Genomic DNA, 24,249 nt, shown 5'->3' on the forward strand with positions numbered 1-24,249 from the left:
ATCAGCAGGCCCGGCCGGTGAACGGCGTCATGCTAGGTTCCTCGACCACCACCATGCTTGTCATGGCGGGACAGGAGACTTGGCTTTTCGGGACATTGCTGGAGCACGCCCATGAGACCTCTGGTCCGCACCGCCGCACTGAGCGGCTATGTCGAGCTGTGCCGCTCCCTCGGCATCGATCCGCAGGCGCTCCTGAAGCGGGTGGGCCTGGACACCGCGGCCCTCACCGTCCAGGACCGGTGGATCTCGGGGACGGCCGCCGTCCAGGTGATGGAACTGTCGGCGGCCGAGTCCGGTCACGAGGACTTCGGGGTGCTGCTGGCGGAGTTCCGCCGCTTCTCCAATCTCGGCCCGATCAGTCTGGTCGTCCGCGAGGAGCCCGACGTACGCAGCGCGCTGGAACTGCTGATCCGCCATCAGTACATGTACAACGAGGTGCTGCACACCCGGCTGTCCGAGGGGGACGGCCTGGCCACACTGAAGGTGGATCTGCGGCTCGGCGAGCCGATGGAGTCCCGGCAGGCGACGGAACTGGCCGTCGCCGCCTACCACCGCATCCTGAGCGACTTCCTGCACACCCGCTGGCAGCCGCTCTCCGTGTGGTTCCGGCATTCCGCGCCGTCGGACACCGCGGCGCACCGGCGCGCGTTCGGGCCCATCGTGGAGTTCGACCGCGAGATCGACGGCATCGTCTTCTACGCCGATGACCTGGACGCGCCCAACGCCATGGCCGACCCGCTGCTGCGCGAGTACGCCCGCCAGTACTTCGACGCGATCGCCGTCCCCAAGGACACCACCGCCGCGGACCAGGTGCGCGAGCTGATCGAGGTCCTGCTGCCGACCGGGCGCTGTTCGATCGAGCAGGTCGCGCGCAGTCTCGGCGTCGACCGGCGCACCGTCCACCGGCATCTCGCCGCCTCGGGCGAGACGTTCTCCTCGCTCCTCAACGCCACACGCCGCCATCTCGCGGAGCAGTTCGTCGCGAACCCGCGGCGCTCGCTGACGGAGATCTCCGACCTGCTGGGGTTCTCGTCGCTGAGCGGGTTCTCACGCTGGTTCCGCGAGCAGTTCGGCTGCAGTCCGAAGGCGTGGCGCGGCAGCAAATCCCCGTAGCAACTCCCCTAAAGGGACTGCCGAGACGGACGGGACGGGTAATCGGGCCGAGCACCAGCCCGTTCGGTGCGCCACCCGACCGATGTCCCCAAATGACAAATCATCTGTCCCTTGACGGCAAGCACACCCCCTGAGCCCGGCCCTACCTTTGCACCACCGCACAGAAGACGCGGTCGGCCGCCGGAGGGCCCGCACACTCCCCCGCGCTTCCTCCGGAAGGCCGACCGCAGCGGGCCACCTGCGCCCGCTGTCACCGGTGACCCGCATCGATCCCCGCCGGACATCCCAGGCCCGCGCAGCGCGCGGCGATGCCCCCGGCGAGTGATCACCGATCCGACGAAGGAGACGGACCGTGCACTTCCACGACGACTCGCTCTTCCCCGAGAACCAGGAAAAACTGGTCATCCAGGCCGCTCCGTACGGGCCGGAATGGCTTCCCGGAGATGCCGACGACCTTCCTCTGACGATGGACGAGCACGTGCAGGCGGCCGTCGACTGCTACAACGCCGGCGCCACCGTGCTCCACATCCACGTACGCGAGCTCGACGGCAAGGGCTCCAAGCGGATGTCCAAGTTCAACGAGCTCATGGGCCGGCTGCGTGAGGCCGTGCCGGACATGGTGCTGCAGGTGGGCGGCTCGATCTCCTTCGCCCCGGAGGGTGAGGGCGGTGAGGCGAAGTGGCTGAGCTACGACACCCGCCACATGCTGGCCGACCTGGACCCCGCGCCGGACCAGGTGACGATCGCGATCAACACCAGCCAGATGAACATCGTCGAGATCATGAACGACGACGATCTGGAGGGCACGTCGATCGCGAAGCCCGATTACTACAAGGCGTACCGCGACATGGTCGTCGAGGCGGGCCCCGACTTCTACCTGGAGCACCTCAAGCGTCTGGCCGCGAGCGGCATCCAGCCGCACTTCCAGCTCGCCACCCTGGCCCAGCTCGAGACCGTCGAACGGCTCATCCGGGCCGGTATCCACACGGGCCCGCTGGTCCTCAACTACGTGGCGATCGGCGGCGGTTTCGCGGGCCGCCACCCGGCCGACCTCATCGAGTTCGTCCGTCGCGCCCCCGACGGCGCCGTCCTGACCATCGAGAGCTCCATGCGCGCCGTGGCACCCATGAACGCGATCGGCATCGCGCTCGGCGTGCACGTCCGGGTGGGCAACGAGGACAACCTGTGGCGGCGCAAGGGCGAGCGCATGTCCAGCGTCGAGCAGGTCGAGCAGATGGTGCAGATCTCCGAGGCGCTCGGCCGTGACATCGCGACCGGCGCGGAGGCCCGGAAGATCTACAAGCTCGGCGAGACCTACTCGGGTGCCGACGAGACGCTGGCCCACCTCGGCATGGTGCCGAACCGCCGTCCCGGTCAGCGCGGCTTCATGCTGCGCGACGCCTGACCGAGCAGCGGACAGCCACGCCGACCCTCCGGTCGCTGTCCGACCAGGTGCCGCCGCCGCGCTCGTCGCGCCACGAGGCCGCCGGGGCCATACCCCCCGGCTCCGGCGGCCCTTCCTCCCCCCTTCATCTGACACCAACAACGGAGCACTCCTGTGGCTCACGCCATTCGATTCAAGGAGACCGGCGGTCCCGAGGTCCTGCGCTGGGAGGAGGTCGTCGTCGGCGACCCCGGCCCCGGTGAGGTCCGGATCCGCCACCACGCCGTCGGACTCAACTTCGCCGACACCTACTTCCGCACCGGGCTCTACCCCGCGGCGCTGCCCGCCGGACTGGGTGTCGAGGCCGCGGGCGTGGTCGAGGCGGTGGGCGAGGGCGTCACCCAGGTCACCGAGGGGGACCGGGTCACGTACACCGGAAGTCCGCTCGGGGCCTACAGCACCGAGCGGGTCATGCCGGCCGACTCCCTGATCCGGCTGCCGGACGGCATCGGTTTCGAGACGGCGGCCGCGATGACCATGCGCGGTCTGACCTCCGCGTACCTGCTCCGCAGGATTCACCCCCTCAAGGCGGGTGACACGATCCTGCTGACCGCGGCGGCGGGCGGCGTCGGACTCATCGTCAGCCAGTGGGCCAAGCTGCTCGGACTGAACGTCATCGGCACCGTCTCCACCGAGGAGAAGGCCGAACTGGCCCGCGCCCACGGCTGCGACCACGTCATCCACTACCGGTCCGAGAACGTGGCCGAGCGGGTACGCGAACTCACCGACGGTGCCGGGGTCCCGGTGGCCTTCGACAGCATCGGCAAGACCACCTACGCCGCCTCGCTCGCCTCGCTGCGGCGCCGCGGCCTGCTGGTCTGCTTCGGCACGGCCTCCGGCCCCGTCCCGCCCATCGACGCCATGCAACTCGCCGTCGGGGGCTCGCTGTTCGTCACCCGGCCCGCGCTCGCCGACTACATCGCGGACCCCGTGGAACGGGCGGAGCTCGCGGGCGAACTCTTCGACCACGTCACCTCCGGCCGCATCACCATCGAGGTCAACCAGCGGTACGCGCTCGAGGACGCCGCCCGGGCGCACCGCGAACTGGAGGCGGGACAGACCACCGGATCGTCCGTCTTCGTCCTCTGAGCCCACCCCTCCCCCGAGCCCAGCCCTCCCCGCGGTCAACTCCACTCTCTCCAGGAGGAAGCACCATGGAACACACGCTCGCTCCCCCCGAGGGCGCGCCGGTCCGCGCCCACACCCGTGGCTCGATCAGGGTCGAACCCCTGACCTGCAGCATCGGCGCGGAACTCTCCGGCGTGAACCTCGGCGACGCCTCACGCGACGACGACCTGTTCGACGAGATCCGGGCGCTGCTGCTCCAGTACAAGGTGCTGTTCCTGCGGGACCAGGACATCACGCGTGCCGAACACGTCGCCTTCGCCGAACGCTTCGGAGCGCTGGAGGACCACCCGGTGGCCGGCAGCGACCCCGACCACCCCGGCCTGGTGCGGATCTACAAGGACCTGGACAGCCCGGCGGAGCACTACGAGAACGCCCTGCACACCGACGGCACCTGGCGCGAGAACCCGTCCATGGGCGCCGTACTGCGGTGTGTCGAAGGTCCCCCGGTCGGCGGGGACACGATCTGGGTCAACATGGCCGAGGCCTACCGTCGGCTGCCGGAGAACATCCGGACCGCCGTACGGGGACTGCGGGCCCGGCACAGCATCGAGGCCACGTTCGGCGCGGTCATGCCGCAGGAGAAGCGGCACGCCCTCAAGGCGCAGTTCCCGGACGCCGAGCACCCGGTGGTCCGCGTCCACCCGGAGACGGGCGAGGAGATCCTCTTCGTCAACGCGTTCACCACCCACTTCGTGAACTACCACACGCCCGAGAACGTGCGGTTCGGGCAGGACTTCGCCCCCGGCGCGAGCCTCCTGCTCAACTACCTGATCGGTCAGGCCGCGATCCCGGAGTACCAGGTGCGCTGGCGCTGGACCCCGAACAGTGTCGCCATCTGGGACAACCGCTCCACCCAGCACTACGCCGTGCAGGACTACGGGCCCGCCGTCCGCCGGATGGAGCGCGCCGGGATCGTCGGCGACAGACCGTTCTAGAACCCTTCCCCCAACAGCGCGTGAGGTGATGACAATGGAGTTGCACACCACTGCTGGATCCATCCCCGAGACGGACACGACCGCCTCGTCCGGATGGCCTGTGACCCGACGTTATGCCTGGGTGGTCTTCGCCCTCAGTTTCGGCCTGCTGCTGTCCGACTACATGTCCCGGCAGGTGCTCAACGCCGTCTTCCCCATGCTCAAGAGCGAGTGGCTGCTCACGGACGCCAAGCTCGGCTCGCTCAGCGGCGTCGTCGCCCTCATGGTCGGCCTGCTCACCTTCCCGATGTCGCTGATGGCCGACCGCTGGGGCCGGGTGAAGAGCCTGCTGCTCGCCGCGTCGATGTGGAGCGTGGCGACCCTCGGCTGCGCGGTGTCCGCGAGCTACGACCAGATGTTCGTCGGCCGCCTGTTCGTCGGTATCGGTGAGGCGGCGTACGGAAGCGTCGGTATCGCCGTCGTCCTGAGCATCTTCCCGATCGGCCTGCGCGCCACCCTCTCCGGCGCCTTCATCGCGGGCGGCGCCTTCGGATCGGTCCTGGGTGTGTCGATCGGCGGCGCCGTCGCCGAACACCTCGGCTGGCGCTGGGCGTTCGGCGTCATGGGGATCTTCGGACTGGTACTGGCCGGGGTCTACGGACTCGTCGTCACCGACAAGAAGCTGACACCGAAGGCCGGCTCCACCGACACCGAGACCGATCCCGGGCCACCCGGCCGGCTGCGCGCCCTGCTGCCCCGGCTGTTCTCCTCCGTCTCGGTGATCAGCGCCTACGTCGGCAGCGGTCTCCAGCTCTTCATCGCCGCCTCCCTGATGGCCTGGCTGCCCAGCTACTTCAACCGCTACTACGACATGCCCACCGCCAAGGCGGGCGCGACCGCCGGAGTCTTCATCCTCGTCATCGGCATCGGCATGATCGTCGGCGGCATCGCCTCGGACCGCATCAGCCGGGCCTTCCCCATCCGGAAGTGGGCGGTGGCCATCGCGTGCAGCATCGGCTCCCTCGTCCTGCTCCTGGCCGCCTTCCAGCTGCCGACCGGACCGCTCCAGCTCGCGGCGCTGGCGGCCGGGGCCCTGCTGTCGGCCGGAACGGCCGGTCCCGCGAGCGCCATGGTGGCCAACCTGACCCCCGCGTCCATCTCCGCCACGGCCTTCGCCACCCTGACGCTGGCCAACAGCCTGCTCGGGCTGGCTCCCGGACCGGCCCTGACCGGCACCCTCGCCGACAACATGGGTCTGCTCGGCGCCCTGCGGGTCATCCCGTTCACGGCGCTCGCCGCCACCGTCGCCTTCCTGATCGGCCGCCACTTCTACGAGCGTGATCTGCGCCGTCTGACGAGCGGACCCGTGCCGGCCGCAGAGCCGGAGGACGCGGTGGTGTCCGCGTGAGCGCCACCACCGACCCGGTGATCGTGATCGTCCCCGGACTGCGCGATCACGTCGCGGACCACTGGCAGACCCGCCTGGCGGAACGGCTGGCCGAGGCCGGGCGCACCGTCCGCACCGTCCCACCGCTCACCCAGGACGCCCTGAGCCGCGAGGCCCGTGTGGCGGCGCTCGACAAGGTGGTCTCGGAGATCGAGGGACCCGTCGTCCTCGTCGCGCACAGCGCCGGTGTGATCACCACCGTCCACTGGGCCCACGGGAGTACGGCACAGGTGCGGGGAGCGCTGCTCGTGACTCCGCCGGACTTCGACACGCCGTTGCCCGAGGGGTACCCGACCCCCGAGGTGCTCGGCGAGAACGGCTGGACCCCGGTGCCCCGGACACCACTGCCCTTCCCCAGCATCGTCGCGGCCAGCACGAACGACCCCCTCGGCACGGTCGAGCGGGTCACCGCGCTGGCCCGCGACTGGGGCGGCCGGCTCGTGGACCTCGGCGAGGTCGGCCATCTCAACCCCGCTTCCGGATACGGCCCGTGGCCGCGCGCGGAAGAGCTGCTCCGCGAAGTAGAAACCGGCTGAACGCCGCGTCCAGCCCAGGAAGGCAACCGATGAACACCGACACCGACCTGCTGTGGTCCCCCGGTCGCCGTGAGTTGGAGGACTCCAACGTCGCCTGCTTCATGGAGTGGGTGAGCGAGGAACGGGGGCTCCACTTCTCCGGCTACGACGAGCTGTGGCGGTGGAGCTCCACCGACCTGGCGGGATTCTGGTCCGCGGTGTGGGAGTTCTACGGGCTGGACGCGGTCACCGACTACGACGAGGTGCTGGGCGGGGCGTCGATGCCAGGCGCCGTATGGTTTCCCGGAGCCCGGCTGAACTTCGCCGAACGCTGCTTCGCGCAGGCCACGGACGCCCGCCCCGCGCTCGTCGCCCTGACCGAGGGCGGCACCCCCGAGGACATCTCCTGGCACGAGCTGCGCCGCCGGGTCGCGGACGTCGCGGCGGCCCTGCGCCGCATGGGCGTGGAGCCCGGCGACTGTGTGGCGGGATACCTCCCCAACCTCCCGCAGACCGTGGTGGCACTGCTGGCCACGGCCGCCGTCGGGGCCGTGTGGACGGCCTGCTCCCCCGACTTCGGCACGCCCAGCGTGCTCGCCCGGCTCCGCCAGGCACGGCCGACGGTCCTCGTGGCCGCGGACGGATACCGCTACGGCGGCAAGACCTACGACAAGCGCCCGGAGGTCGCCGAACTCGCCGACGGCCTGCCCACCGTCCGCCACATCCTCGCCGTCGACAGCCTCTTCGCGGCCCCGACCGAGCCGTGGTCGGGGCGGCCCGACGTCGAACAGCACGCCTGGTCCGCGCTGCCGGCGGCCGGGGAGCCGCTGGAGTTCGCCGACGTGCCCTTCGACCACCCGTTGTGGATCCTGTGGTCGTCGGGGACCACGGGGATACCGAAGGGGATCGTCCAGGGGCACGGCGGCATCGTGGTCGAGCTGCTCAAGGCACTGGGACTGGGCGTCGACCTGCGCGCCGACGACCGCTATCTCTTCCTCACGTCCACCAGCTGGATGGTGTGGAACTTCCTGGTCGGCGGGCTGCTGCACGGCAGCACGGTCATCCTGTACGACGGCAGCCCGACCTTTCCCGACATCGACGGCGCATGGCGGATCGCCGAGTGGACCGGCGCGACCGTGGTCGGCCTGGGCGCCGCGTATCTCACCGCCGGGGAGAAGGCGGACTCGCGTCCCGCGGACATGTTCGGACTCGACAGGCTGCGCACCGTCCTGCAGACCGGGTCGACGCTGCCGCCCAGCACCTGGCGCTGGGTCCACGACCGGCTGGCGCCCGGAGTGCGGCTCCAGTCCATCTGCGGTGGTACGGACGTCTGCTCGGTCCTCGCGGGGAGCACCCCGCTGCTGCCCGTCCGCGTGGGCCGCATCCAGGCCCCCGCACTCGGCGTCGCCCTGGCCTCCTGGGATGCTCAGGGACACCCCCTGACGGGCGAGCAGGGCGAGTTGGTGGTGACCGCGCCGCTGCCGTCCATGCCGCTGCGCTTCGTCGGCGACGCCGACGGCGCCCGCTACCGGGCCAGCTACTTCGAGACCTATCCCGGGGTCTGGCGGCACGGGGACTGGGTCACGATCGACACCGACCTGTCGGTCGTCGTCGCGGGCCGCTCCGACTCCACCCTGAACCGGTCGGGCGTCCGCATGGGATCCGCCGACATCTACGCGGTCGTCGACCAGCTCCCCGAGGTCGCCGACAGCCTCGTCATCGGCGTGGAACAGTCGGACGGCGGCTACTTCATGCCGCTGTTCGTCGTCCCCGCCCAGGGCACTTCGCTCGACGACGGCCTGCGCCGACGGATCACCACGGCCATCAGGAGCCGGCTGTCCCCACGCCATGTCCCCGACCTGATCGTGCCCATCCCCGCCGTCCCGCGCACCCTCACCGGCAAGAAGCTCGAGGTGCCGGTCAAGCGCATCCTCCAGGGCGCCCGCAGCTCCGACGTCAGCAGCGAAGGGTCCATCACCCATCCGGAGATGCTGACGTGGTTCGCGAACTTCGCCGCGGGCAAGGCGAGTTCGGGGCCTTCGGCCGTCGGGTGAGCCACCACCCTCACGGAATCGGGCCCTTCGCCTCAGGGTGACATCTGTGATCATCGGCCGGACAACGGCGATCAATTCAGCGTCCGCAGAAGGCATTTCGACGCTCCTTCCGCCAGTCCCGAAACAACTCGGCCGCCCGCCCTGGACGGTCCGTAGGGTCCGGATCACCGACCGGGCTGGAGACCCTCAGCCCGCGCGGTGACCAGGAGGAGACAATCGGTATGGCAAATGTGGAGATCTCCCTCAAGGAGACGATGACGTCCATCGAGGGCGCGATGGGCGCCGCCCTCGTCGACTACACGAGCGGCATGGCGCTGGGCACGCTGGGGGGCGGCAAAGACCTCGACCTGAATGTCGCCGCGGCGGGCAACACCGACGTGATCCGGGCCAAGGTGCGCACCATGGAGCACCTCGGGCTCAAGAGCAAGATCGAGGACGTACTGATCACGCTCGAAAGCCAGTACCACGTCATCCGGCCGCTCAAAAGCCGTAACGGCAACGGGTTGTTCTTGTACCTCGTGCTCAACAAGGCGACGTCCAACCTGGCCATGGCCCGCCATCAGCTCGGACGCATCGAAGCCGAACTAGAGGTGTAGACAGCCGGCTTCTCCGCGCCTTCGCATGCCCACGACTTGAAGACTTCTTCAATTGGGTACATCCAGATCAAGTCAATCCCGTGGGCGTGCGGAGGTGGAGCGGCGAGGATCGGTCCCAGGGCACCGCTCGCGGCTGCGGGCAGACGGCCACCCGCACCAGCTGGAGCAACAGCCCGTCCCATGCGGCAGGGAGCGAACGATTGACCAGGCAGGTTCCCCTCTACCAGGCCAAGGCCGAGTTCTTCCGCATGCTCGGACACCCCGTCCGCATCCGGGTCCTGGAACTGCTGCAGAGCGGACCCGTCTCCGTGCGCGACCTGCTGAGCGAGATCGAGATCGAACCCTCCAACCTCTCCCAGCAACTGGCCGTACTCCGCCGCTCGGGGATCGTGGTGTCCATCCGCGAGGGCTCCACCGTCAGCTACGCGCTGGCCGGCGGCGATGTCGCCGAACTGCTGCGCGCCGCCCGCCGCATCCTCACCGAACTGCTCTCCGGCCAGACCGAGTTGCTGGCCGAACTGCGTCAGGCCGACATCGGCCCCGGCCTGCCTCCCGGTCCGCGCGAACCGGACCTCGTCGTCACGCGGTCCGCGCGCCCCTCACCCGCCGTCCGGGGCCACTGACACCCGCCCGGCACGCGGCCCCGCAGCCCGCTCCTGGCCCTGCGACCCGGGCATCCCGCCGCGGGCGCTCACGCGGCGACCCGTCAGGCCCAGCCCTTTCGCGCGGCGTGCCAGCCGAGCTGGATGCGGCTCTCCGCGCCGGCCCGCGCCATGAGTTCACCGATGCGCCGCTGCACGGTGCGGCGGGAGACGCCGAGGCGGGCACCGACCGCCTGGTCGGTGAGTCCCGCGAGGACAAGGCCGAGCATCCGGGCGTCGAACTCGTCCATGGCGTCCGGGCGTTCCTCGACGAGGCGGTCGCCCGTCGTACGGGGCGACAACGGATAAGCCTGCTCCCAGGCCAGCTCGAAGTAGGCGACCAGCGCCTCCAGCAGCCCTCCGGCGTGCACCAGCACCGAGGCCGCCGCGGTGTTGCCGCCTCGGAACAAGGGCAGCATCGCCAGCTCACGGTCCGCGATGATGAGTTTGACCGGAACGGCGTCGGCGATCCCGATCCGCTGTCCGGCCGCCAGGTCCGCGAGGACCTGGGCCACCATGCCGGGCTCGGTCAGCGCCTCCCGGTGCAGGATCGTCCGGTAGAGCACGCCACGGCGGACTCCGGCCCGCTCCGCGGCGTTGGCGCTGCGCGGGACGACGGAGAGTTCGGGCACCATCATCAACCGCACCTCGTGCCGGGCGGACCGTCGATCGCCTCGGTGACGACGATGCCGCGCCCGGACAGAGCGGTGAGGACCTCACGCACCTCGGGCTCGGGGCGGCCACCGTCGGCGGCCAGTTCATGGACGGTGACCCGTCCACGAGCCACGAGGAGGCGGTAGATCTCCTCCTCGGCCGGACCGAGACCGAGCGCGGCGAGCATGGGCCACTCCCTTGAAGTCGGCGGGTGACGCCGGACGGCCCCGGGCTGCGAAAGCCCGGGGCCTGCCCGAATTCAGGTTCCGCCAAGGTCTACTTCAAGCCGTGGGCCCGTGTCACCTCCAGGTTGACGCTGTTGCCCGCATCGTCCCAAGTACGGGTCTTAAGAGACACGAATCCGCTGTGCGGGGCGTCGAACCGGGCGTGCCGGCGGTGGCCGCTCCGGGGCGCCGCGGGTCCCGCCACGTGGCGGGAGGGCGTTGTCAGTGGTGCCAGGCAGGATGGCGGGTATGACAACACCAGTTGCAGTGATCGTGGATGCCGTCGCCTACGCGCAGGCGGTCGAGGACGCTTTGAAGGCATCGACCGCCTATTACGAGGGCGGCACATCGGTGCTGGACGACGACGCCTACGACCGGCTGGTGCGCGGCATCGCCGCATGGGAGGCCGAGCATCCCGATCAGGTGCTGCCGGACTCGCCGACCGGGAAGGTCGCGGGCGGCGCCGTCGAGGGGGACGTCCCGCACACGGTGGCGATGCTGAGCCTGGACAATGTCTTCTCGCCGGAGGAGTTCACCGCCTGGACGGCGTCGGTGGCCCGGCGGATCGGCCACGAGGTGGAGCGGTTCAGCGTCGAGCCGAAACTCGACGGCCTGGCCATCGCCGCTCGCTACAGCCAGGGGCGGCTCACGCAGCTGGTCACCCGCGGGGACGGGACGGCCGGTGAGGACGTCTCGCACGCGATCGGCACGATCGAGGGCCTTCCCCGCGAGCTCGCCGAGCCGGTCACCCTGGAGGTGCGCGGCGAAGTCCTCATGACGACCGCCCAGTTCGAGCACGCCAACGAGGTGCGCACCGCTCACGGCGGGCAGCCCTTCGCGAACCCGCGCAACGCTGCGGCGGGCACCCTGCGCGCCAAGGACCGTGCCTACACCGTTCCGATGACCTTCTTCGCCTACGGCCTCCTGTCGGTGCCCGGTACGGAGGCCGATTCGGCGGCCCTGCTGGGCGAGCTCGCGCACAGCGATCTCATGGCGCGGGCCGCCGAGCTGGGCGTGCACACCACCGCCACCACCGCCGTGCCCGGCATCACCGCGGCGACCGCCGAGCAGGTTCTGGTGCGTGTCCAGGAGATCGCGGCGCTGCGCCCCGAGCTGCCGTTCGGGATCGACGGAATCGTCGTCAAGGCCGACCTGGCCGCCGACCAGCGGGCCGCCGGGTCCGGTTCACGCGCGCCGCGCTGGGCGATCGCCTACAAGCTCCCGGCCGTCGAGAAGATCACCCGGCTGCTGGAGGTCGAGTGGAACGTGGGCCGTACGGGCATCATCGCCCCGCGCGCCGTGCTGGAGCCGGTCGAGATCGACGGCTCGACCATCACGTACGCCACCCTGCACAACCCGGCGGACATCACGCGTCGCGATCTGCGGCTGGGCGACCATGTGATGGTCCACCGCGCCGGCGACGTCATCCCCCGTATCGAAGCGCCCGTCGCCCATCTGCGCACCGGCGAGGAGCGGCCCATCGTCTTCCCCGAGGCGTGCCCGAACTGCGGATCCGCCATCGACACCAGCGAGCAGCGCTGGCGCTGTGAGCAGGGCCGCAACTGCCACCTGGTCGCCGCGCTCTCGTACGCCGCCGGCCGCGACCAGCTCGACATCGAGGGCCTCGGTCACACACGGGTCGTGCAACTCGTCGAGGCCGGTCTGGTCGCCGATCTCGCCGACCTGTTCACCCTGACCCGCGAGCAGCTCCTCGGTCTGGAGCGCATGGGCGCGACCAGCACCGACAACCTCCTCGCGGCGATCGAGGCGGCCAAGGGTCAGCCGCTGTCGCGGGTGCTGTGCGCGCTCGGTGTCCGAGGCACCGGCCGTTCCATGTCCCGGCGCATCGCCCGGTACTTCGCCACCATGGATCAGGTGCGCGCGGCGGATGCCGAAACGATGCAGCAGGTCGACGGCATCGGCACGGAGAAGGCCCCGTCGATCGTCGCCGAGCTGGCCGAACTCGCCCCGCTCATCGACAGACTCGCCGCCGCCGGGGTCAACATGACCGAGCCCGGTGCCACTCCGCCCGCCCCGGCCGGTGAGGCCGACCCGGAGGCGGAGGGCGACGAGACGGTCGGCGGACCGCTGTCCGGGATGACGGTGGTGGTCACCGGCGCGATGACCGGCGCACTGGAGCGGCTCAGCCGCAACCAGATGAACGAACTCATCGAACGCGCCGGTGGGCGTTCCTCCTCCAGCGTGTCGAAGAAGACCACCCTGGTCGTCGCCGGAGAAGGTGCGGGGTCCAAGCGCGCCAAGGCGGAGACCCTCGGGATCAGACTCGCCGCACCGGAGGAGTTCGCCACGCTGGTCGCCGACTACCTCACCTGAGGCGAGACCCCGGCCGGCGTCTCGTAAGAGGGTCGGACGAGAAGGTCGTCCGGCCGATATCGCAATGGAGCCGTGCCCGGGAGGGCACGGCGCCCGGCCGGAGCCCGAGAGGCCTCCGCGGACCGGCCTAGCCCCGCGGTGGGCCGACCCTTCGGGCCAGTACCTGTCCCGGCCAGGTCCCGGACAGGAATCGGTCGGTGGGAGTGAAGCCGTTGCGCTCGTAGTACGCGACCAGTTCGCCCCCGCCGCCCGCCCAGCAGTCGACCCGCAGCAGTGCGACGCCCGCGCGCCGGGTCTCCTCGGCGGCATGCTCCAGCAGCGCCGCCCCGATGCCCCGACCGGCCTGTCGTCGGTCCGACACCAGCAGCCGGACGTACCGCTCGGGTTCCCCGGCGGGCTTGATCGGCACGTGCGGGCTGGGGCCCGAGTCCAGCACCAGGGCTCCGACGGGTGTTCCGTCCGACTCCGCGATGTAGGGGGCGTTCTCGGTCGTGTACCGATGGACCCGCTCCACCCCGCCCGACGTCCGCGAATACGGGGTCGTGCCCCACTGCTCGGTGTTGCCGCGGTCGTTCATCCAGACCACCGCGGCGTCGAGCATGTCCAGAATCGCCGGTGCGTCGGCCAGGCTTCCGGGCCTGATGCGTATGCCCTGTGTGGTGTAGTTCACGGCGGAAGCTTAGGCACGACCGGGCGCGCCGCCGCCACGGGGCCGCGCACCACCGGACGGATCACGGACGAGTCCGGTGGGCCTGTGGGCCGCCGGGCAGGTCCGGACCGCCCTAGGCGCACGAAGGGCACAGGCCCCGGTAGGTGACCTCGACGGCGGCCACCGTGAAACCGAATCGTTCCGTCGCCGGAAGGTCGGCCAGCGGGTTGCCGGTGGGGTGGACGTCCCGGACGGTGCCGCAGCGGGAGCACACCAGATGCTGGTGAGGGTGGTGGGCATTGGGGTCGTAGCGCTTGGCGCGGCCGTCGGTGGAGACCTCGATGACCTCGCCGAGGGAGACCAGCTCCCCCAGGGCGTTGTAGACGGTCGCCCGGGAGATCTCGGGCAGCCGCTCGGCCGCGCGGGCGTGCACCTCGTCGGCCGTGAGATGCACATGGTCGCCGTCGAGGACCTCCGCAACGACACGCCGCTGGGAGGTCATCCGCCAGCCACGTCCTCGCAGTCGCTCCAGCAGGTCACTCATATGGGTTCACCTTTTCAGGTTCGGTGGGAGCCCGCAGTTTATCGGTGCGCATCCGGGTCCGATCGGATATGGGTTTGGCGTCCTTCTTGACTTGGACTCTGTCCATCGTAGGATCGGTTTTGGCACTAGCCAAGGGACAGGAAGACTCCAGTACGGGCAGGAGACACAGACATGTCGGGACCACCGCCGTGGAACTGCGCGGCGCCGGCCTGCGCGTGACGGCCGCCCGTGACACGCTGCTCGGGGCCCTCGCGGGACCCGGGGCCGCCTCGGCGACGAGGCGAGCGCATCCGGGGTACGCCGGCCCGGCGCCGCATCTCCCTTCACGTCGCATACGGCCCTCCGTCCGCTCAGCGTGGCGAGACTCGTACCCCGCATCGGACCGGTCCAGCCGGTCCGGTGCGAGCGGTGTACAGCGTCCTCGCCCCGGGTGTGCGGCCGGAGACGCCCCCTGTCCGTTCCCGTCCGAACACCACGGCCTCCCCGTCGACTCCGTCGACGGTCCGGGGGCCGGCCACCGGGGCCCCGCCCCGGCTGTTCCACCACCCGCAGTCTCTGAGCACCGAGATCCGCCCGTCCGGAAGGATTCCCATGTCTGAGAACCATGATGCGATCGTCACAGACTCAAAAACGGAGGCCGGAGGTGGTTGCCCGGTAGCGCACGATCGCGCCCCGCACCCGACCCAGGGCGGCGGAAACCGCCAGTGGTGGCCGGAGCGGCTCAATCTGAAGATCCTTGCCAAGAATCCCGCCGTGGCCAACCCGCTCGGTGAGGACTTCGACTACGCCGAGGCCTTCAAGTCCCTCGACCTCCCGGCCGTGAAGCGGGACATCGCCGAGGTGCTCACTACCTCGCAGGACTGGTGGCCGGCCGACTTCGGCAACTACGGCCCCTTCATGATCCGCATGGCGTGGCACAGCGCGGGCACCTACCGCATCAGCGACGGCCGCGGCGGCGCCGGTGCCGGGCAGCAGCGCTTCGCCCCCCTCAACAGCTGGCCGGACAACGGCAACCTCGACAAGGCCCGCCGTCTGCTGTGGCCCGTCAAGAAGAAGTACGGCCAGAGCCTTTCCTGGGCCGACCTCATGATCCTCACCGGCAACGTCGCCCTGGAGCAGATGGGCTTCGACACCTTCGGCTTCGCCGGCGGCCGTGCGGACGTCTGGGAGTCCGAGGAGGACGTCTACTGGGGTCCCGAGACCACCTGGCTCGACGACCAGCGCTACACCGGCGACCGTGAGCTGGAGAACCCGCTCGGCGCCGTGCAGATGGGTCTCATCTACGTGAACCCGGAGGGCCCGAACGGCAACCCGGACCCGATCGCCGCGGCCCGCGACATCCGTGAGACGTTCCGCCGGATGGCGATGAACGACGAGGAGACGGTCGCCCTGATCGCGGGCGGTCACACCTTCGGCAAGACCCACGGCGCGGGCCCGGCGGAGAGCGTCGGCGACGACCCCGAGGCCGCCCCGATCGAGGCGCAGGGCCTGGGCTGGAAGAACACGTACGGCACGGGCAAGGGCGCGGACGCCATCACCTCCGGCCTGGAGGTCACCTGGACCACCTCGCCCACCCAGTGGAGCAACGGCTTCTTCGACAACCTCTTCGGTTACGAGTGGGAGCTGACCCAGAGCCCCGCGGGCGCCAACCAGTGGAAGCCGAAGGACGGCGCGGGCGAGGGCACCGTCCCGCACGCCCACGACGCCTCGAAGAAGATCGCTCCCTCGATGCTCACGACGGACCTGTCGCTGCGCTTCGACCCGATCTACGAGCCGATCTCCCGCCGCTTCCACGAGAACCCCGCGGAGTTCGCGGACGCCTTCGCCCGCGCCTGGTACAAGCTGACCCACCGCGACATGGGCCCGAAGTCGCTCTACCTCGGGCCGGAGGTCCCGGAGGAGACCCTGGTGTGGCAGGACCCGCTGCCGGAGGCGGAGGGCGAGGTCATCGGAGCCGAGGACGTCACCGCCCTCAAGGCGAAGATCCTGGACTCGGACCTGACCGTCTCGCAGCTGGCCTTCACCGCGTGGGCGTCGGCCTCGACGTTCCGCGGCAGCGACAAGCGCGGCGGTGCCAACGGCGCCCGCATCCGTCTGGAGCCGCAGCGCGGCTGGGAGGCCAACGACCCCGACCAGCTCGCGGCGGTGCTGCGCACCCTGGAGGGCATCCAGCGCGAGTTCAACGCCGGCGCCAAGAACGTCTCGCTGGCCGACCTGATCGTCCTCGGCGGCGTCGCCGCCGTCGAGAAGGCCGCCAAGGACGCCGGTCACGACGTCCAGGTGCCCTTCACCCCGGGCCGCGTCGACGCGACGGACGAGCAGACCGACGCGGAGTCCTTCGCCGCGCTGGAGCCGAGGGCGGACGGCTTCCGCAACTACCTGGGCAAGGGCAACCGGCTGCCGGCCGAGTACCTGCTGCTCGACCGGGCGAACCTGCTGACCCTGAGCGCCCCGGAGCTGACGGTCCTCGTCGGCGGTCTGCGTGCCCTGGGCGCGAACCACCAGCAGTCCTCGCACGGTGTCCTCACCGGGACCCCCGGCAGGTTGACGAACGACTTCTTCGTCAACCTGCTCGACCTGGGCACGACGTGGAAGGCGACGTCCGAGGACGCGACCACCTTCGAGGGCCGCGACGACGCCACCGGCGAGGTCAAGTGGACCGGCACGCGTGCCGACCTCGTCTTCGGCTCGAACTCCGAGCTGCGCGCGCTCGCCGAGGTCTACGCGAGCGACGACGCGCAGGCGAAGTTCGTGAAGGACTTCGTCGCCGCCTGGGACAAGGTCATGAACCTCGACCGGTTCGACCTCGTCTGACATCCGGCGCCAGGCGTCCGGGCCGGTCCCCCAGCGGGACAGACCCGGACGCCTTCGGCGAGAACGGGCCCTCGCCTCCGGGCCACGGCCCGGCCGACCTGCGGGATCAGTGCTGCGGCGGCGTGGCGTTCTAGGCTGGCCGCCATGAGCGCACACTTTGACGTGGTGGTCCTGGGCGCCGGCCCGGGTGGATATGTCGCGGCCATCAGAGCCGCCCAACTCGGACTCAGCACGGCGATCGTCGAGGAGAAGTACTGGGGCGGTGTGTGCCTGAACGTCGGGTGCATCCCGTCGAAGGCGCTGCTGCGCAACGCGGAGCTCGCGCACATCTTCACCCAGGAGGCCAAGACCTTCGGCATCCGGGTGGACGGTGAGGTGACCTTCGACTACGACGCGGCCTTCACCCGCAGTCGCAAGGTGGCGGACGGACGGGTCAAGGGCGTCCACTACCTGATGAAGAAGAACAAGATCACCCAGTACACCGGCCGCGGAACCTTCGGCGACGACCACACACTCCAGGTCGCCCTGTCCGACGGCGGCACGGAAACGGTGACGTTCGACCACTGCGTCATCGCCGCCGGCGCCACCACCAAGCTGCTCCCCGGAACCTCACTGAGCGAGCGCGTGGTGACGTACGAGGAGCAGATCCTGTCGGACACGCTTCCGGACAGCATCATCATCGCGGGCGCGGGTGCCATCGGTGTCGAGTTCGCCTACGTGCTCCACAACTACGGAGTCGACGTCACCCTCGTCGAATTCCTCGACCGGATCGTGCCGTTGGAGGACGAGGAGGTCTCCGCGGAGCTGGCCCGCCGCTACAAGCGGCTCGGCATCAATGTGCTGACGTCCACCCGCGTCGAGGCGATCGACGACTCCGGGGACGCGGTCAAGGTCATGGTGACCACGGGCGGCCAGCGCCAGACGCTGGAGGCCGGCAAGGTGTTGCAGGCGATCGGGTTCCAGCCGCGCGTGCAGGGCTACGGCCTGGAGAACACCGGTGTGAAGCTCACCGACCGCGGGGCGATCGACATCGACGCCCGCTGCCGTACGAGCGTGCCGCACATCTACGCCATCGGCGACGTGACGGCGAAGCTGATGCTCGCCCACGCGGCCGAGTCGATGGGCATCGTGGCGGCCGAGACGATCGCCGACGCGGAGACGATGGAACTCGACTACGTCATGATCCCGCGGGCGACCTACTGCCAGCCGCAGATCGCCAGCTTCGGCTGGACCGAGGCGCAGGCCCGCGAGAAGGGCTTCGACGTCCAGGTGGCGAAGTTCCCGTTCACCGCAAACGGCAAGGCCCACGGCCTGGGCGAGACCGCGGGTTTCGTCAAGATCCTCAGCGACGCGCGGCACGGCGAACTCCTCGGCGCCCACTTGATCGGCCCCGAAGTGACCGAGCTGCTCCCGGAGTTGACGCTCGCCCAGCAGTGGGACCTGACGGTCCACGAGGTGGCGCGCAATGTACACGGACACCCGACGCTCGGCGAGGCGGTCAAGGAGGCCATCCACGGACTGGCCGGCCACATGATCAACATGTGACGAACGAATGCCGCCGCGCCCCTTCCGACCTGCAGCGTAGCGAGCCAGGAGGGGGTGCGGCGGCGAAGTGCTGCTGGAGTAATAAATCGCTGGTGTGCGACCCGATGGCGCTTGTACGTTGGGATCGCGACCGCGCCTCCGATGCGCTCGGCTGCGGCTACTTCCTTCCGAAAACCAAGTAACGCCGCCGCCACCTTTGATCTCGGCAGGCGCGGCCGCGTTCGCCCCGTCGGGGCGTCTTCGCCCCGTCGACGTTTTGGCCGGGGCCGTCCAGTCCTTTGAATCCGGGGGGATTCGCTGCCTCGTCACACCCCGCGCGTCTCCAAGATCTGGTCCGCGATGCTCGTGGCCCCGCACATCTCGGCCACCGCCCGCACCCTGTCCCCACCACGGCTCGGCCACGAGTGCACGCCGGACTTCCGCACCTACGAGGGCGGCCAGGCCTTCGTCCGGGAACCCCGCGAGGAACTCTTCCTGCTCGCGGTCGGCAACTTCGTCTCCCAGCGCACCTTTTACGAGAGCGGTGCGGAGCGGGACGACCGGTACGCCCGCCTGGTCGGTGAACTCGCTCTCCAGGACCCCGAGTGGACGGCCGGACTGCTGCGCTGGCTTCGCGGCGAGGGCAACATGCGCACGGCGTCCCTGGTGGGCGCCGCCGCGTACGTGCGGGCCCGGCTCGGGGCCGGGGAGTCCGGGGGCCCGTCCAACCGGTCCGTGATCGCCTCGGTGCTCCAGCGCGCCGACGAGCCCGGCGAACTGCTCGCCCACTGGATCTCGGCGTACGGGCGGAACGTGCCGCAGCCGGTGAAGCGGGGCATCGCCGACGGCGTACGCCGTCTGTACTCGTCTCGGTCCCTGCTCAAGTACGACACCGCGTCCAAGGGTCTGCGCTTCGGCGACGTGCTCAACCTGGTGCACGCCTCCCCCGACCCGGACAAGCCCTGGCAGGGTGCGCTCTTCCGGTACGCCCTGGACCGCCGCCACCACCCGGAACAGGCGGTTCCGCCGTTCTCCGACCGGCTGCTGACCGCCCACCGGACCTTGATGGAAGCGCCCGCGGACGAGCGGCGCGCCTTGGTGACCGGGCCGGGCGGCTCCGAGCGGCTGGCCGCGGCGGGCATGACGTGGGAGGCGCTGGCGGGTTGGCTCCACGGACCGATGGACGCCGCTGTCTGGGAAGCCATGATCCCCACGATGGCGCCGATGGCGCTCCTGCGGAACCTGCGGAACTTCGACGAGGCGGGAGTCTCGGACGACGTCGCGGCCCAGGTCGCCGCCCGGCTCTCGGATGCCTCCGAGGTGGCCCGGTCCCGGCAGTTCCCCTTCCGCTACCTGGCCGCCCACCAGCACGCACCGTCGCAGCGCTGGGCTGCCGCACTGGAACAGGCACTGGCCCACTCCCTGGCCAACGTACCGCCGCTGCCCGGCCGGACCCTGATTCTGGTGGACCGGTCCGGCTCGATGTTCTACGACACCGTCTCCGAGCGTTCCAAGCTGACCCGGGCGGACGCGGCGGCCGTGTTCGGCACCGCGCTGGCCATGCGCGCCGAGCAGGCGGATCTGGTGGAGTTCGGATCGAGCAGCGCGCAGGTGCCGTGGGAGGCGGGCGAGCCGGTGGTCGAGGTGCTGAAACGGTTCCACGATCTGGGCGGCACCCACACCGCGGAGGCGGTGCGGACCCATTACCGGGGGCACGACCGGGTCCTGATCGTCACCGACGAGCAGGCCGCCCCCTGCCGCTGCGCCGGGGGCCCGGCCCAGCCGGTCCCGCTCGACATCCCGGTCTACACCTGGAACCTCGCGGGATACCGGCCCGCCCACGGCCCGACGGGCCCCCACCGGCACACCTTCGGCGGCCTCACGGACGCCGCGTTCCGGATGGTCGGCCTCATCGAAGCCGGCCGCGAGGCCGCGTGGCCGTGGACGGCCGAACCGGCAGGGGTCGTAGTGCCTCCGTCCGACACCGTGCCGATGCCCGGTGCGGCGCCGACGACCACGACGCCTCCCACGCACCGATCGCCGGGGTTTGCCATCGACGGCTGACTGCGATGGTGCGGTCATGAGTAGAAGTACTCATGACGCCCGCCGAGCTGCGGGAAAGGATCAGGGAATGACGACGCCAAGGAAGATGAGAGTCCGGCTCGGGATGCTGACATCAGCGGTGTTGGTCCTGTCGGCGACAGGGTGCGGAACGCAGCGGGCGGGGGATGCCGCCGACGCATACCGGAGTTCGTATCCAACGCCGACCGGCATGGCGACGCCGAGCACACCCGTGGACTTCACCTGTCCGGGCGAGAGTCCCGAGCCGACGGGGTCCACGGCCGCCGCCACACCCGGCTCAACCGAGTCGCCGGCCGACCACTACGCCGAGAACCACGGCTTCAGGGTTCCCCTTCCGCTCCACGGCCAGAACCGCTGCGACGGGCTGACCGTCGTCGGACGCGTCAAGGATGCACTCGAACCGCTGCGCCGACGTGGCGACTTCGCCCCGGACAGCGTCCGCGACGCGCTCACCGGTCTCGGCTACTCCGCCGAGAAGGTACAGGCCTACCAGAACGGGTCCGCCGGGGTCGGCTTCCTCATCGACATCGGCGTCTCTCCCTGGTGTGTGGAGGGCACGATGAGCAGCGGCTCCACCACGGCGGATGCCTTCGGCGGCTACCCCGACGGCAGCAACTGCGAGCCCCCGAGCGGCGGCCACTGACCAGAGCCTGCGATGCAGGTGGTCGGGGCCGACCCGTCCTGCATGCCACCGACCCCGACTACCCTCAGTACTGGAGCGTGATCCTGGTCCGGGGGCGGAGTGTGACCAGCGGCTCCGTCTCGACGCTCCGTAAAGTCGGGGCGGCCGCTGCGTCGGGGTACGTACGGTGGCGGCGTGTCCTTCTTCGCCCTGTACGACGCCGAACATTTTTACGGCGAGCCGGAGCCTGTGCCCGGGGCGCGCGTGTCCTTCGTCCCCGACAAGCTGTTCGCTGCTCGTGAGCGCCGTACCGTGCGACCGGCGGACCGACAACCGGTCGGCGACGAAGGACTGATGGTGAACGAGATCGCCACCGATGTCACGCTGTGGCCGTCCAGCCTGTGGCGCGTGGCCGATCCCGAACCGATGCGGCCGCTACCGAGCCACAGGTGGTTGCGCTGCCGGGCCTTCACGGTCATGGAGCAGGTGCCCGCATGGCTGGTCGCCGGGCCTCACGGGGACGCCGTGGAATGGGTGATCGCCCAGACGCGAACGCTGACCGGCGCCCAGGTCGATGCCCTTGCCGCGCTGTCGGACGACGGCGAAGAGCCTCTGACACGAACACTGTGGGCTCGCTGGTCGCGGGACCACCACCACACCGGTTCCCCGGTCGGATGCGCCCTGACGACTCTCAACAAGGTAGTCACTGAGGCCGCTCACCGGGTGGGCCCGCAGTTGTTCGGTCGGGATGAGGAAGACGGGGTCGAGGTGCTCAGCGATCCGGCCTGGCTGCAGGCCGTTGGTGCGGCGTACGCAGCCGCGCTGGCGCTCGGAGCCCCCGAACTGCTCGCGCCCCGGGAGAACGCGGTGCTCGCCCGTCGCTGGACCACCGTGTTCGGCTCACCTGCCATCCTGCGGTGACCCTCGCGCAGCGGGGGCCGGTCTCGGGGCCACCCGGTCCAAGCGTCCCCTCGGTGCTCGAGCCCTCACCTCGCCGTCCATGACGCGGACACCCGGGCAACAAGATGCTCACCGCATCTAATGTGCCGGGTAAGCCGATCGATCGAGGGGAGCCCGGACATGGCCGAGGTGGCGACCGAGGGAACCGACCGTGACGGGGGCGCGGTGGTCGCGCTCCGCGATGTGAGCGTCCACCGTCGCACGAGCGGCCAGGCGATCCTCTCGGAGATCGACTGGACGGTGCGGGCCGGTGAGCACTGGGCCGTCCTGGGAGCCAACGGCGCGGGCAAGACAACCCTGTTGCGGCTGCTGGGCGCGCTGATGCATCCCACGACGGGGAGCGTCGAGGTGCTCGGTTTCCGGCTCGGCCGGGTCGACGTGCGCGAACTGCGCGCCCGGATCGGCCATGTGAGCACGGCCCAGCGCGTTCCGCAGGACATCGACGCGCACACCGTCGTCCTGACGGGTCACACCGGCACCGTGCAGCCACTGTGGCGGAAGTACGACGCCCAGGTGCGCCGGCGGGGCCACGAGCTGCTGGCCGAGCTGGACATCAAGGAGCTGGCCGACCGGCCGTACGGCGTCTGCTCGGGCGGGCAGCGGGCCCGCGTCCTGATCGCCAGGGCGCTCATGGCCGAGCCGGCCCTGTTGCTGCTCGACGAGCCGTTCAACGCCCTCGACCTGCCCTCCCGCGAGGATCTCGTCGAAGCCATGCAACAGCTGGCGGAGCGCCGCCCGGAGCTGGCCACCGTGACGGTCACCCACCACCTGGAGGAGCTGTCCCCGGCCGTCAGCCACACCCTGCTCCTGCGCGAGGGGCGCATCCTCGCGCGCGGTCCCGTCGACGCCACCCTGACCGATTCCTGGATGACCAGCTGCTTCGGGCGCCGCATCACCGTGGTCCGGAACCATGGCCGCTGGGCGGCCTACTCCGGTCGTCACAAAGCCAGTTGAGGGGCGTCGCGGACAAGATGACGTGACGCGGCGGGCAGCGGCGCGACCAGGCGGGCGGCGGCGCCGGGAAGGATCGCGCGGCTGCCGCTCGACGAGCCCGGACGATCGGTGCGGGCCCCAGGGGAAGGTCCCGTCGTGGACGGATCCACGTGCGGGGCGCACCGGTCGAAGGGATGCGCCCTGTACGCGCCCGCGTCTGTACGGCGAAAATGCGCCTGTCGACGGTCATGTGGCCGAGACACCGCGTACCCCCGCCGCCAAGTACCAGGAAAGCAGGTCGGCTGCCGTGCTGTTGCGTCTGCCCACGTCCGTGTCCGAAGCACAGGAGTGCATGGCCCAGGGAGCGGTTCCGATCGGTGGCGCCACGCTGGTGTGGGCCACCTGGCAACGTGACGGTTTCCCCGACCACGCGATGTCGCTGCGCGACCTCCCGGAAGCCAACGCGATCGGGCGCGAGGCCCTCGGCGCCGCGGTGGTGCTGAATCGCATAGACGACCGTGTGCCCGAGGTGATGCGCCGGGCGGCCGCCACCGTGGGGACCGGAGCCGTGCGCCGGACAGCCACGGTCGGGGGCAACATCGTCGGCAGCACGCTGCGTTGCCTGCTGCCCGCGGCGCTCGTCCTGGACGCCCGCGCGGTGATCCTGGAACCGGAGGGCGTGAACGAGACCGACCTGGCCGAGGTGCTGGCCAAGCGTCACCTGCTGCTGAGCCTGCGCTGGCGCGAACCGATCGCCAGCAGCTACCACAAGGCCGCGGGCGAGGCCGGCGGGCCGCCGCCGCTCGTGATCTCCGCCGCCGTGCACACCGCGGACGACGGACAGCGCCTCCTGCGCGTCGCCGTCCGCGAGGACGAAGAGGTGTTCAGCGACAGCACCGTGTGCCACACCGACGCCGAACAGGATCTCCGGGCGCTGCGCGACGGTTCCCTCGGCCGGCTTCCGGCCACGGCATGGGATGCGGTCGGCCGGCACGTCACGGATCTTCTGGCGCGCCCCGCCGACGACTAGGAGCTCCGTCTGTCTCTTATACACATC

The 24,249-nt window shown here is 70.4% G+C and carries 21 protein-coding genes; 17 read left to right on the forward strand and 4 right to left on the reverse strand.

What is annotated here, in order from left to right:
• Nucleotides 1-111 precede the first annotated feature (111 nt).
• From ACFWBT_RS00585 to ACFWBT_RS00625, 9 genes are all read left to right on the forward strand, one after another.
• Nucleotides 112-1,113 (forward strand): AraC family transcriptional regulator, encoded by a 1,002-nt coding sequence (locus ACFWBT_RS00585; protein ID WP_385694028.1) that lies wholly within the window; start codon nucleotides 112-114, stop codon nucleotides 1,111-1,113.
• Nucleotides 1,114-1,465: 352 nt separating this feature from the next.
• A complete protein-coding gene (locus ACFWBT_RS00590) occupies nucleotides 1,466-2,518 on the forward strand; it encodes a 3-keto-5-aminohexanoate cleavage protein (protein ID WP_385694030.1) in 1,053 nt (350 codons plus the stop codon).
• 153 nt (nucleotides 2,519-2,671) lie between these two features.
• Nucleotides 2,672-3,646, forward strand: a complete 975-nt coding sequence (locus ACFWBT_RS00595) for a quinone oxidoreductase family protein (protein ID WP_385694031.1) — start codon at nucleotides 2,672-2,674, stop codon at nucleotides 3,644-3,646.
• 65 nt (nucleotides 3,647-3,711) lie between these two features.
• Nucleotides 3,712-4,620, forward strand: a complete 909-nt coding sequence (locus ACFWBT_RS00600; protein WP_385694034.1) for a TauD/TfdA dioxygenase family protein — start codon at nucleotides 3,712-3,714, stop codon at nucleotides 4,618-4,620.
• 100 nt (nucleotides 4,621-4,720) lie between these two features.
• Entirely contained in the window at nucleotides 4,721-6,007 is a 1,287-nt protein-coding gene (locus ACFWBT_RS00605) for an MFS transporter (protein WP_385694036.1), read from the forward strand.
• On the forward strand, nucleotides 6,004-6,582 hold the full coding sequence (locus tag ACFWBT_RS00610) for an RBBP9/YdeN family alpha/beta hydrolase (protein ID WP_385694039.1): 579 nt from the start codon (nucleotides 6,004-6,006) through the stop codon (nucleotides 6,580-6,582). The genes ACFWBT_RS00605 and ACFWBT_RS00610 overlap by 4 nt, the downstream gene beginning before the upstream one ends.
• Before the next feature lie 29 nt (nucleotides 6,583-6,611).
• Nucleotides 6,612-8,615 (forward strand): acetoacetate--CoA ligase, encoded by a 2,004-nt coding sequence (locus ACFWBT_RS00615; protein WP_385694041.1) that lies wholly within the window; start codon nucleotides 6,612-6,614, stop codon nucleotides 8,613-8,615.
• Between the two features lie 221 nt (nucleotides 8,616-8,836).
• On the forward strand, nucleotides 8,837-9,211 hold the full coding sequence (locus ACFWBT_RS00620; RefSeq protein ID WP_385694043.1) for a hypothetical protein: 375 nt from the start codon (nucleotides 8,837-8,839) through the stop codon (nucleotides 9,209-9,211).
• Nucleotides 9,212-9,459: 248 nt separating this feature from the next.
• On the forward strand, nucleotides 9,460-9,834 hold the full coding sequence (locus ACFWBT_RS00625; RefSeq protein WP_385694084.1) for an ArsR/SmtB family transcription factor: 375 nt from the start codon (nucleotides 9,460-9,462) through the stop codon (nucleotides 9,832-9,834).
• 83 nt (nucleotides 9,835-9,917) lie between these two features.
• Here ACFWBT_RS00625 and ACFWBT_RS00630 read toward each other — a convergent pair whose 3' ends face one another.
• Nucleotides 9,918-10,490 (reverse strand): helix-turn-helix domain-containing protein, encoded by a 573-nt coding sequence (locus ACFWBT_RS00630; protein WP_385694046.1) that lies wholly within the window; start codon nucleotides 10,488-10,490, stop codon nucleotides 9,918-9,920.
• The gene (locus ACFWBT_RS00635) at nucleotides 10,490-10,693 is read right to left on the reverse strand and encodes a helix-turn-helix domain-containing protein (protein WP_385694049.1); all 204 of its coding nucleotides are present in this window, start codon (nucleotides 10,691-10,693) and stop codon (nucleotides 10,490-10,492) included. Before ACFWBT_RS00635 ends, ACFWBT_RS00630 begins: the two co-directional genes overlap by 1 nt.
• 286 nt (nucleotides 10,694-10,979) lie before the next feature.
• Between ACFWBT_RS00635 and ligA the strand changes: the two genes are divergently transcribed.
• Entirely contained in the window at nucleotides 10,980-13,064 is a 2,085-nt protein-coding gene (ligA, locus tag ACFWBT_RS00640; protein WP_385694051.1) for an NAD-dependent DNA ligase LigA, read from the forward strand.
• A gap of 127 nt (nucleotides 13,065-13,191) precedes the next feature.
• Here ligA and ACFWBT_RS00645 read toward each other — a convergent pair whose 3' ends face one another.
• On the reverse strand, nucleotides 13,192-13,734 hold the full coding sequence (locus tag ACFWBT_RS00645; protein ID WP_385694054.1) for a GNAT family N-acetyltransferase: 543 nt from the start codon (nucleotides 13,732-13,734) through the stop codon (nucleotides 13,192-13,194).
• A gap of 112 nt (nucleotides 13,735-13,846) precedes the next feature.
• The gene (locus ACFWBT_RS00650; RefSeq protein ID WP_266754880.1) at nucleotides 13,847-14,257 is read right to left on the reverse strand and encodes a Fur family transcriptional regulator; all 411 of its coding nucleotides are present in this window, start codon (nucleotides 14,255-14,257) and stop codon (nucleotides 13,847-13,849) included.
• 591 nt (nucleotides 14,258-14,848) lie between these two features.
• Between ACFWBT_RS00650 and katG the strand changes: the two genes are divergently transcribed.
• The 7 genes from katG to ACFWBT_RS00685 all read left to right on the forward strand — a co-directional run bounded on the left by katG (nucleotide 14,849) and on the right by ACFWBT_RS00685 (nucleotide 24,222).
• A complete protein-coding gene (gene katG / locus ACFWBT_RS00655; RefSeq protein ID WP_385694057.1) occupies nucleotides 14,849-17,071 on the forward strand; it encodes a catalase/peroxidase HPI in 2,223 nt (740 codons plus the stop codon).
• A gap of 144 nt (nucleotides 17,072-17,215) precedes the next feature.
• Nucleotides 17,216-18,616 (forward strand): dihydrolipoyl dehydrogenase, encoded by a 1,401-nt coding sequence (lpdA, locus tag ACFWBT_RS00660; RefSeq protein WP_385694059.1) that lies wholly within the window; start codon nucleotides 17,216-17,218, stop codon nucleotides 18,614-18,616.
• Between the two features lie 339 nt (nucleotides 18,617-18,955).
• Complete coding sequence (locus ACFWBT_RS00665) at nucleotides 18,956-20,659, forward strand: TROVE domain-containing protein (RefSeq protein ID WP_385694061.1); 1,704 nt, start codon at nucleotides 18,956-18,958, stop codon at nucleotides 20,657-20,659.
• Nucleotides 20,660-20,867: 208 nt separating this feature from the next.
• On the forward strand, nucleotides 20,868-21,320 hold the full coding sequence (locus ACFWBT_RS00670) for a hypothetical protein (protein ID WP_385694064.1): 453 nt from the start codon (nucleotides 20,868-20,870) through the stop codon (nucleotides 21,318-21,320).
• Between the two features lie 174 nt (nucleotides 21,321-21,494).
• Nucleotides 21,495-22,220 carry a hypothetical protein gene (locus ACFWBT_RS00675; protein WP_385694066.1) on the forward strand — a complete coding sequence of 242 codons (726 nt, stop codon included), beginning with the start codon at nucleotides 21,495-21,497 and terminating at the stop codon, nucleotides 22,218-22,220.
• A gap of 159 nt (nucleotides 22,221-22,379) precedes the next feature.
• The gene (locus tag ACFWBT_RS00680; RefSeq protein ID WP_385694069.1) at nucleotides 22,380-23,213 is read left to right on the forward strand and encodes an ABC transporter ATP-binding protein; all 834 of its coding nucleotides are present in this window, start codon (nucleotides 22,380-22,382) and stop codon (nucleotides 23,211-23,213) included.
• Nucleotides 23,214-23,499: 286 nt separating this feature from the next.
• Nucleotides 23,500-24,222 (forward strand): FAD binding domain-containing protein, encoded by a 723-nt coding sequence (locus ACFWBT_RS00685; RefSeq protein WP_385694086.1) that lies wholly within the window; start codon nucleotides 23,500-23,502, stop codon nucleotides 24,220-24,222.
• The last annotated feature ends 27 nt before the right edge of the window (nucleotides 24,223-24,249 follow it).

Origin of the sequence: Streptomyces sp. NPDC060027 (genome assembly GCF_042737005.1) — a bacterium.
Lineage (GTDB): Bacteria > Actinomycetota > Actinomycetes > Streptomycetales > Streptomycetaceae > Streptomyces.

Coding starts and splice junctions, on each gene's coding strand:
- ACFWBT_RS00585 (WP_385694028.1), top strand. CDS start 112: ATGAGACCTCTGGTCCGCACCGCCGCACTGAGCGGCTATGTCGAGCTG.
- ACFWBT_RS00600 (WP_385694034.1), top strand. CDS start 3,712: ATGGAACACACGCTCGCTCCCCCCGAGGGCGCGCCGGTCCGCGCCCAC.
- ACFWBT_RS00615 (WP_385694041.1), top strand. CDS start 6,612: ATGAACACCGACACCGACCTGCTGTGGTCCCCCGGTCGCCGTGAGTTG.
- ACFWBT_RS00620 (WP_385694043.1), top strand. CDS start 8,837: ATGGCAAATGTGGAGATCTCCCTCAAGGAGACGATGACGTCCATCGAG.
- ACFWBT_RS00625 (WP_385694084.1), top strand. CDS start 9,460: ATGCTCGGACACCCCGTCCGCATCCGGGTCCTGGAACTGCTGCAGAGC.
- ACFWBT_RS00630 (WP_385694046.1), bottom strand. CDS start 10,490: ATGATGGTGCCCGAACTCTCCGTCGTCCCGCGCAGCGCCAACGCCGCG.
- ACFWBT_RS00635 (WP_385694049.1), bottom strand. CDS start 10,693: ATGCTCGCCGCGCTCGGTCTCGGTCCGGCCGAGGAGGAGATCTACCGC.
- ligA (WP_385694051.1), top strand. CDS start 10,980: ATGACAACACCAGTTGCAGTGATCGTGGATGCCGTCGCCTACGCGCAG.
- ACFWBT_RS00650 (WP_266754880.1), bottom strand. CDS start 14,257: ATGAGTGACCTGCTGGAGCGACTGCGAGGACGTGGCTGGCGGATGACC.
- katG (WP_385694057.1), top strand. CDS start 14,849: ATGTCTGAGAACCATGATGCGATCGTCACAGACTCAAAAACGGAGGCC.
- lpdA (WP_385694059.1), top strand. CDS start 17,216: ATGAGCGCACACTTTGACGTGGTGGTCCTGGGCGCCGGCCCGGGTGGA.
- ACFWBT_RS00665 (WP_385694061.1), top strand. CDS start 18,956: ATGCTCGTGGCCCCGCACATCTCGGCCACCGCCCGCACCCTGTCCCCA.
- ACFWBT_RS00670 (WP_385694064.1), top strand. CDS start 20,868: ATGGCGACGCCGAGCACACCCGTGGACTTCACCTGTCCGGGCGAGAGT.
- ACFWBT_RS00680 (WP_385694069.1), top strand. CDS start 22,380: ATGGCCGAGGTGGCGACCGAGGGAACCGACCGTGACGGGGGCGCGGTG.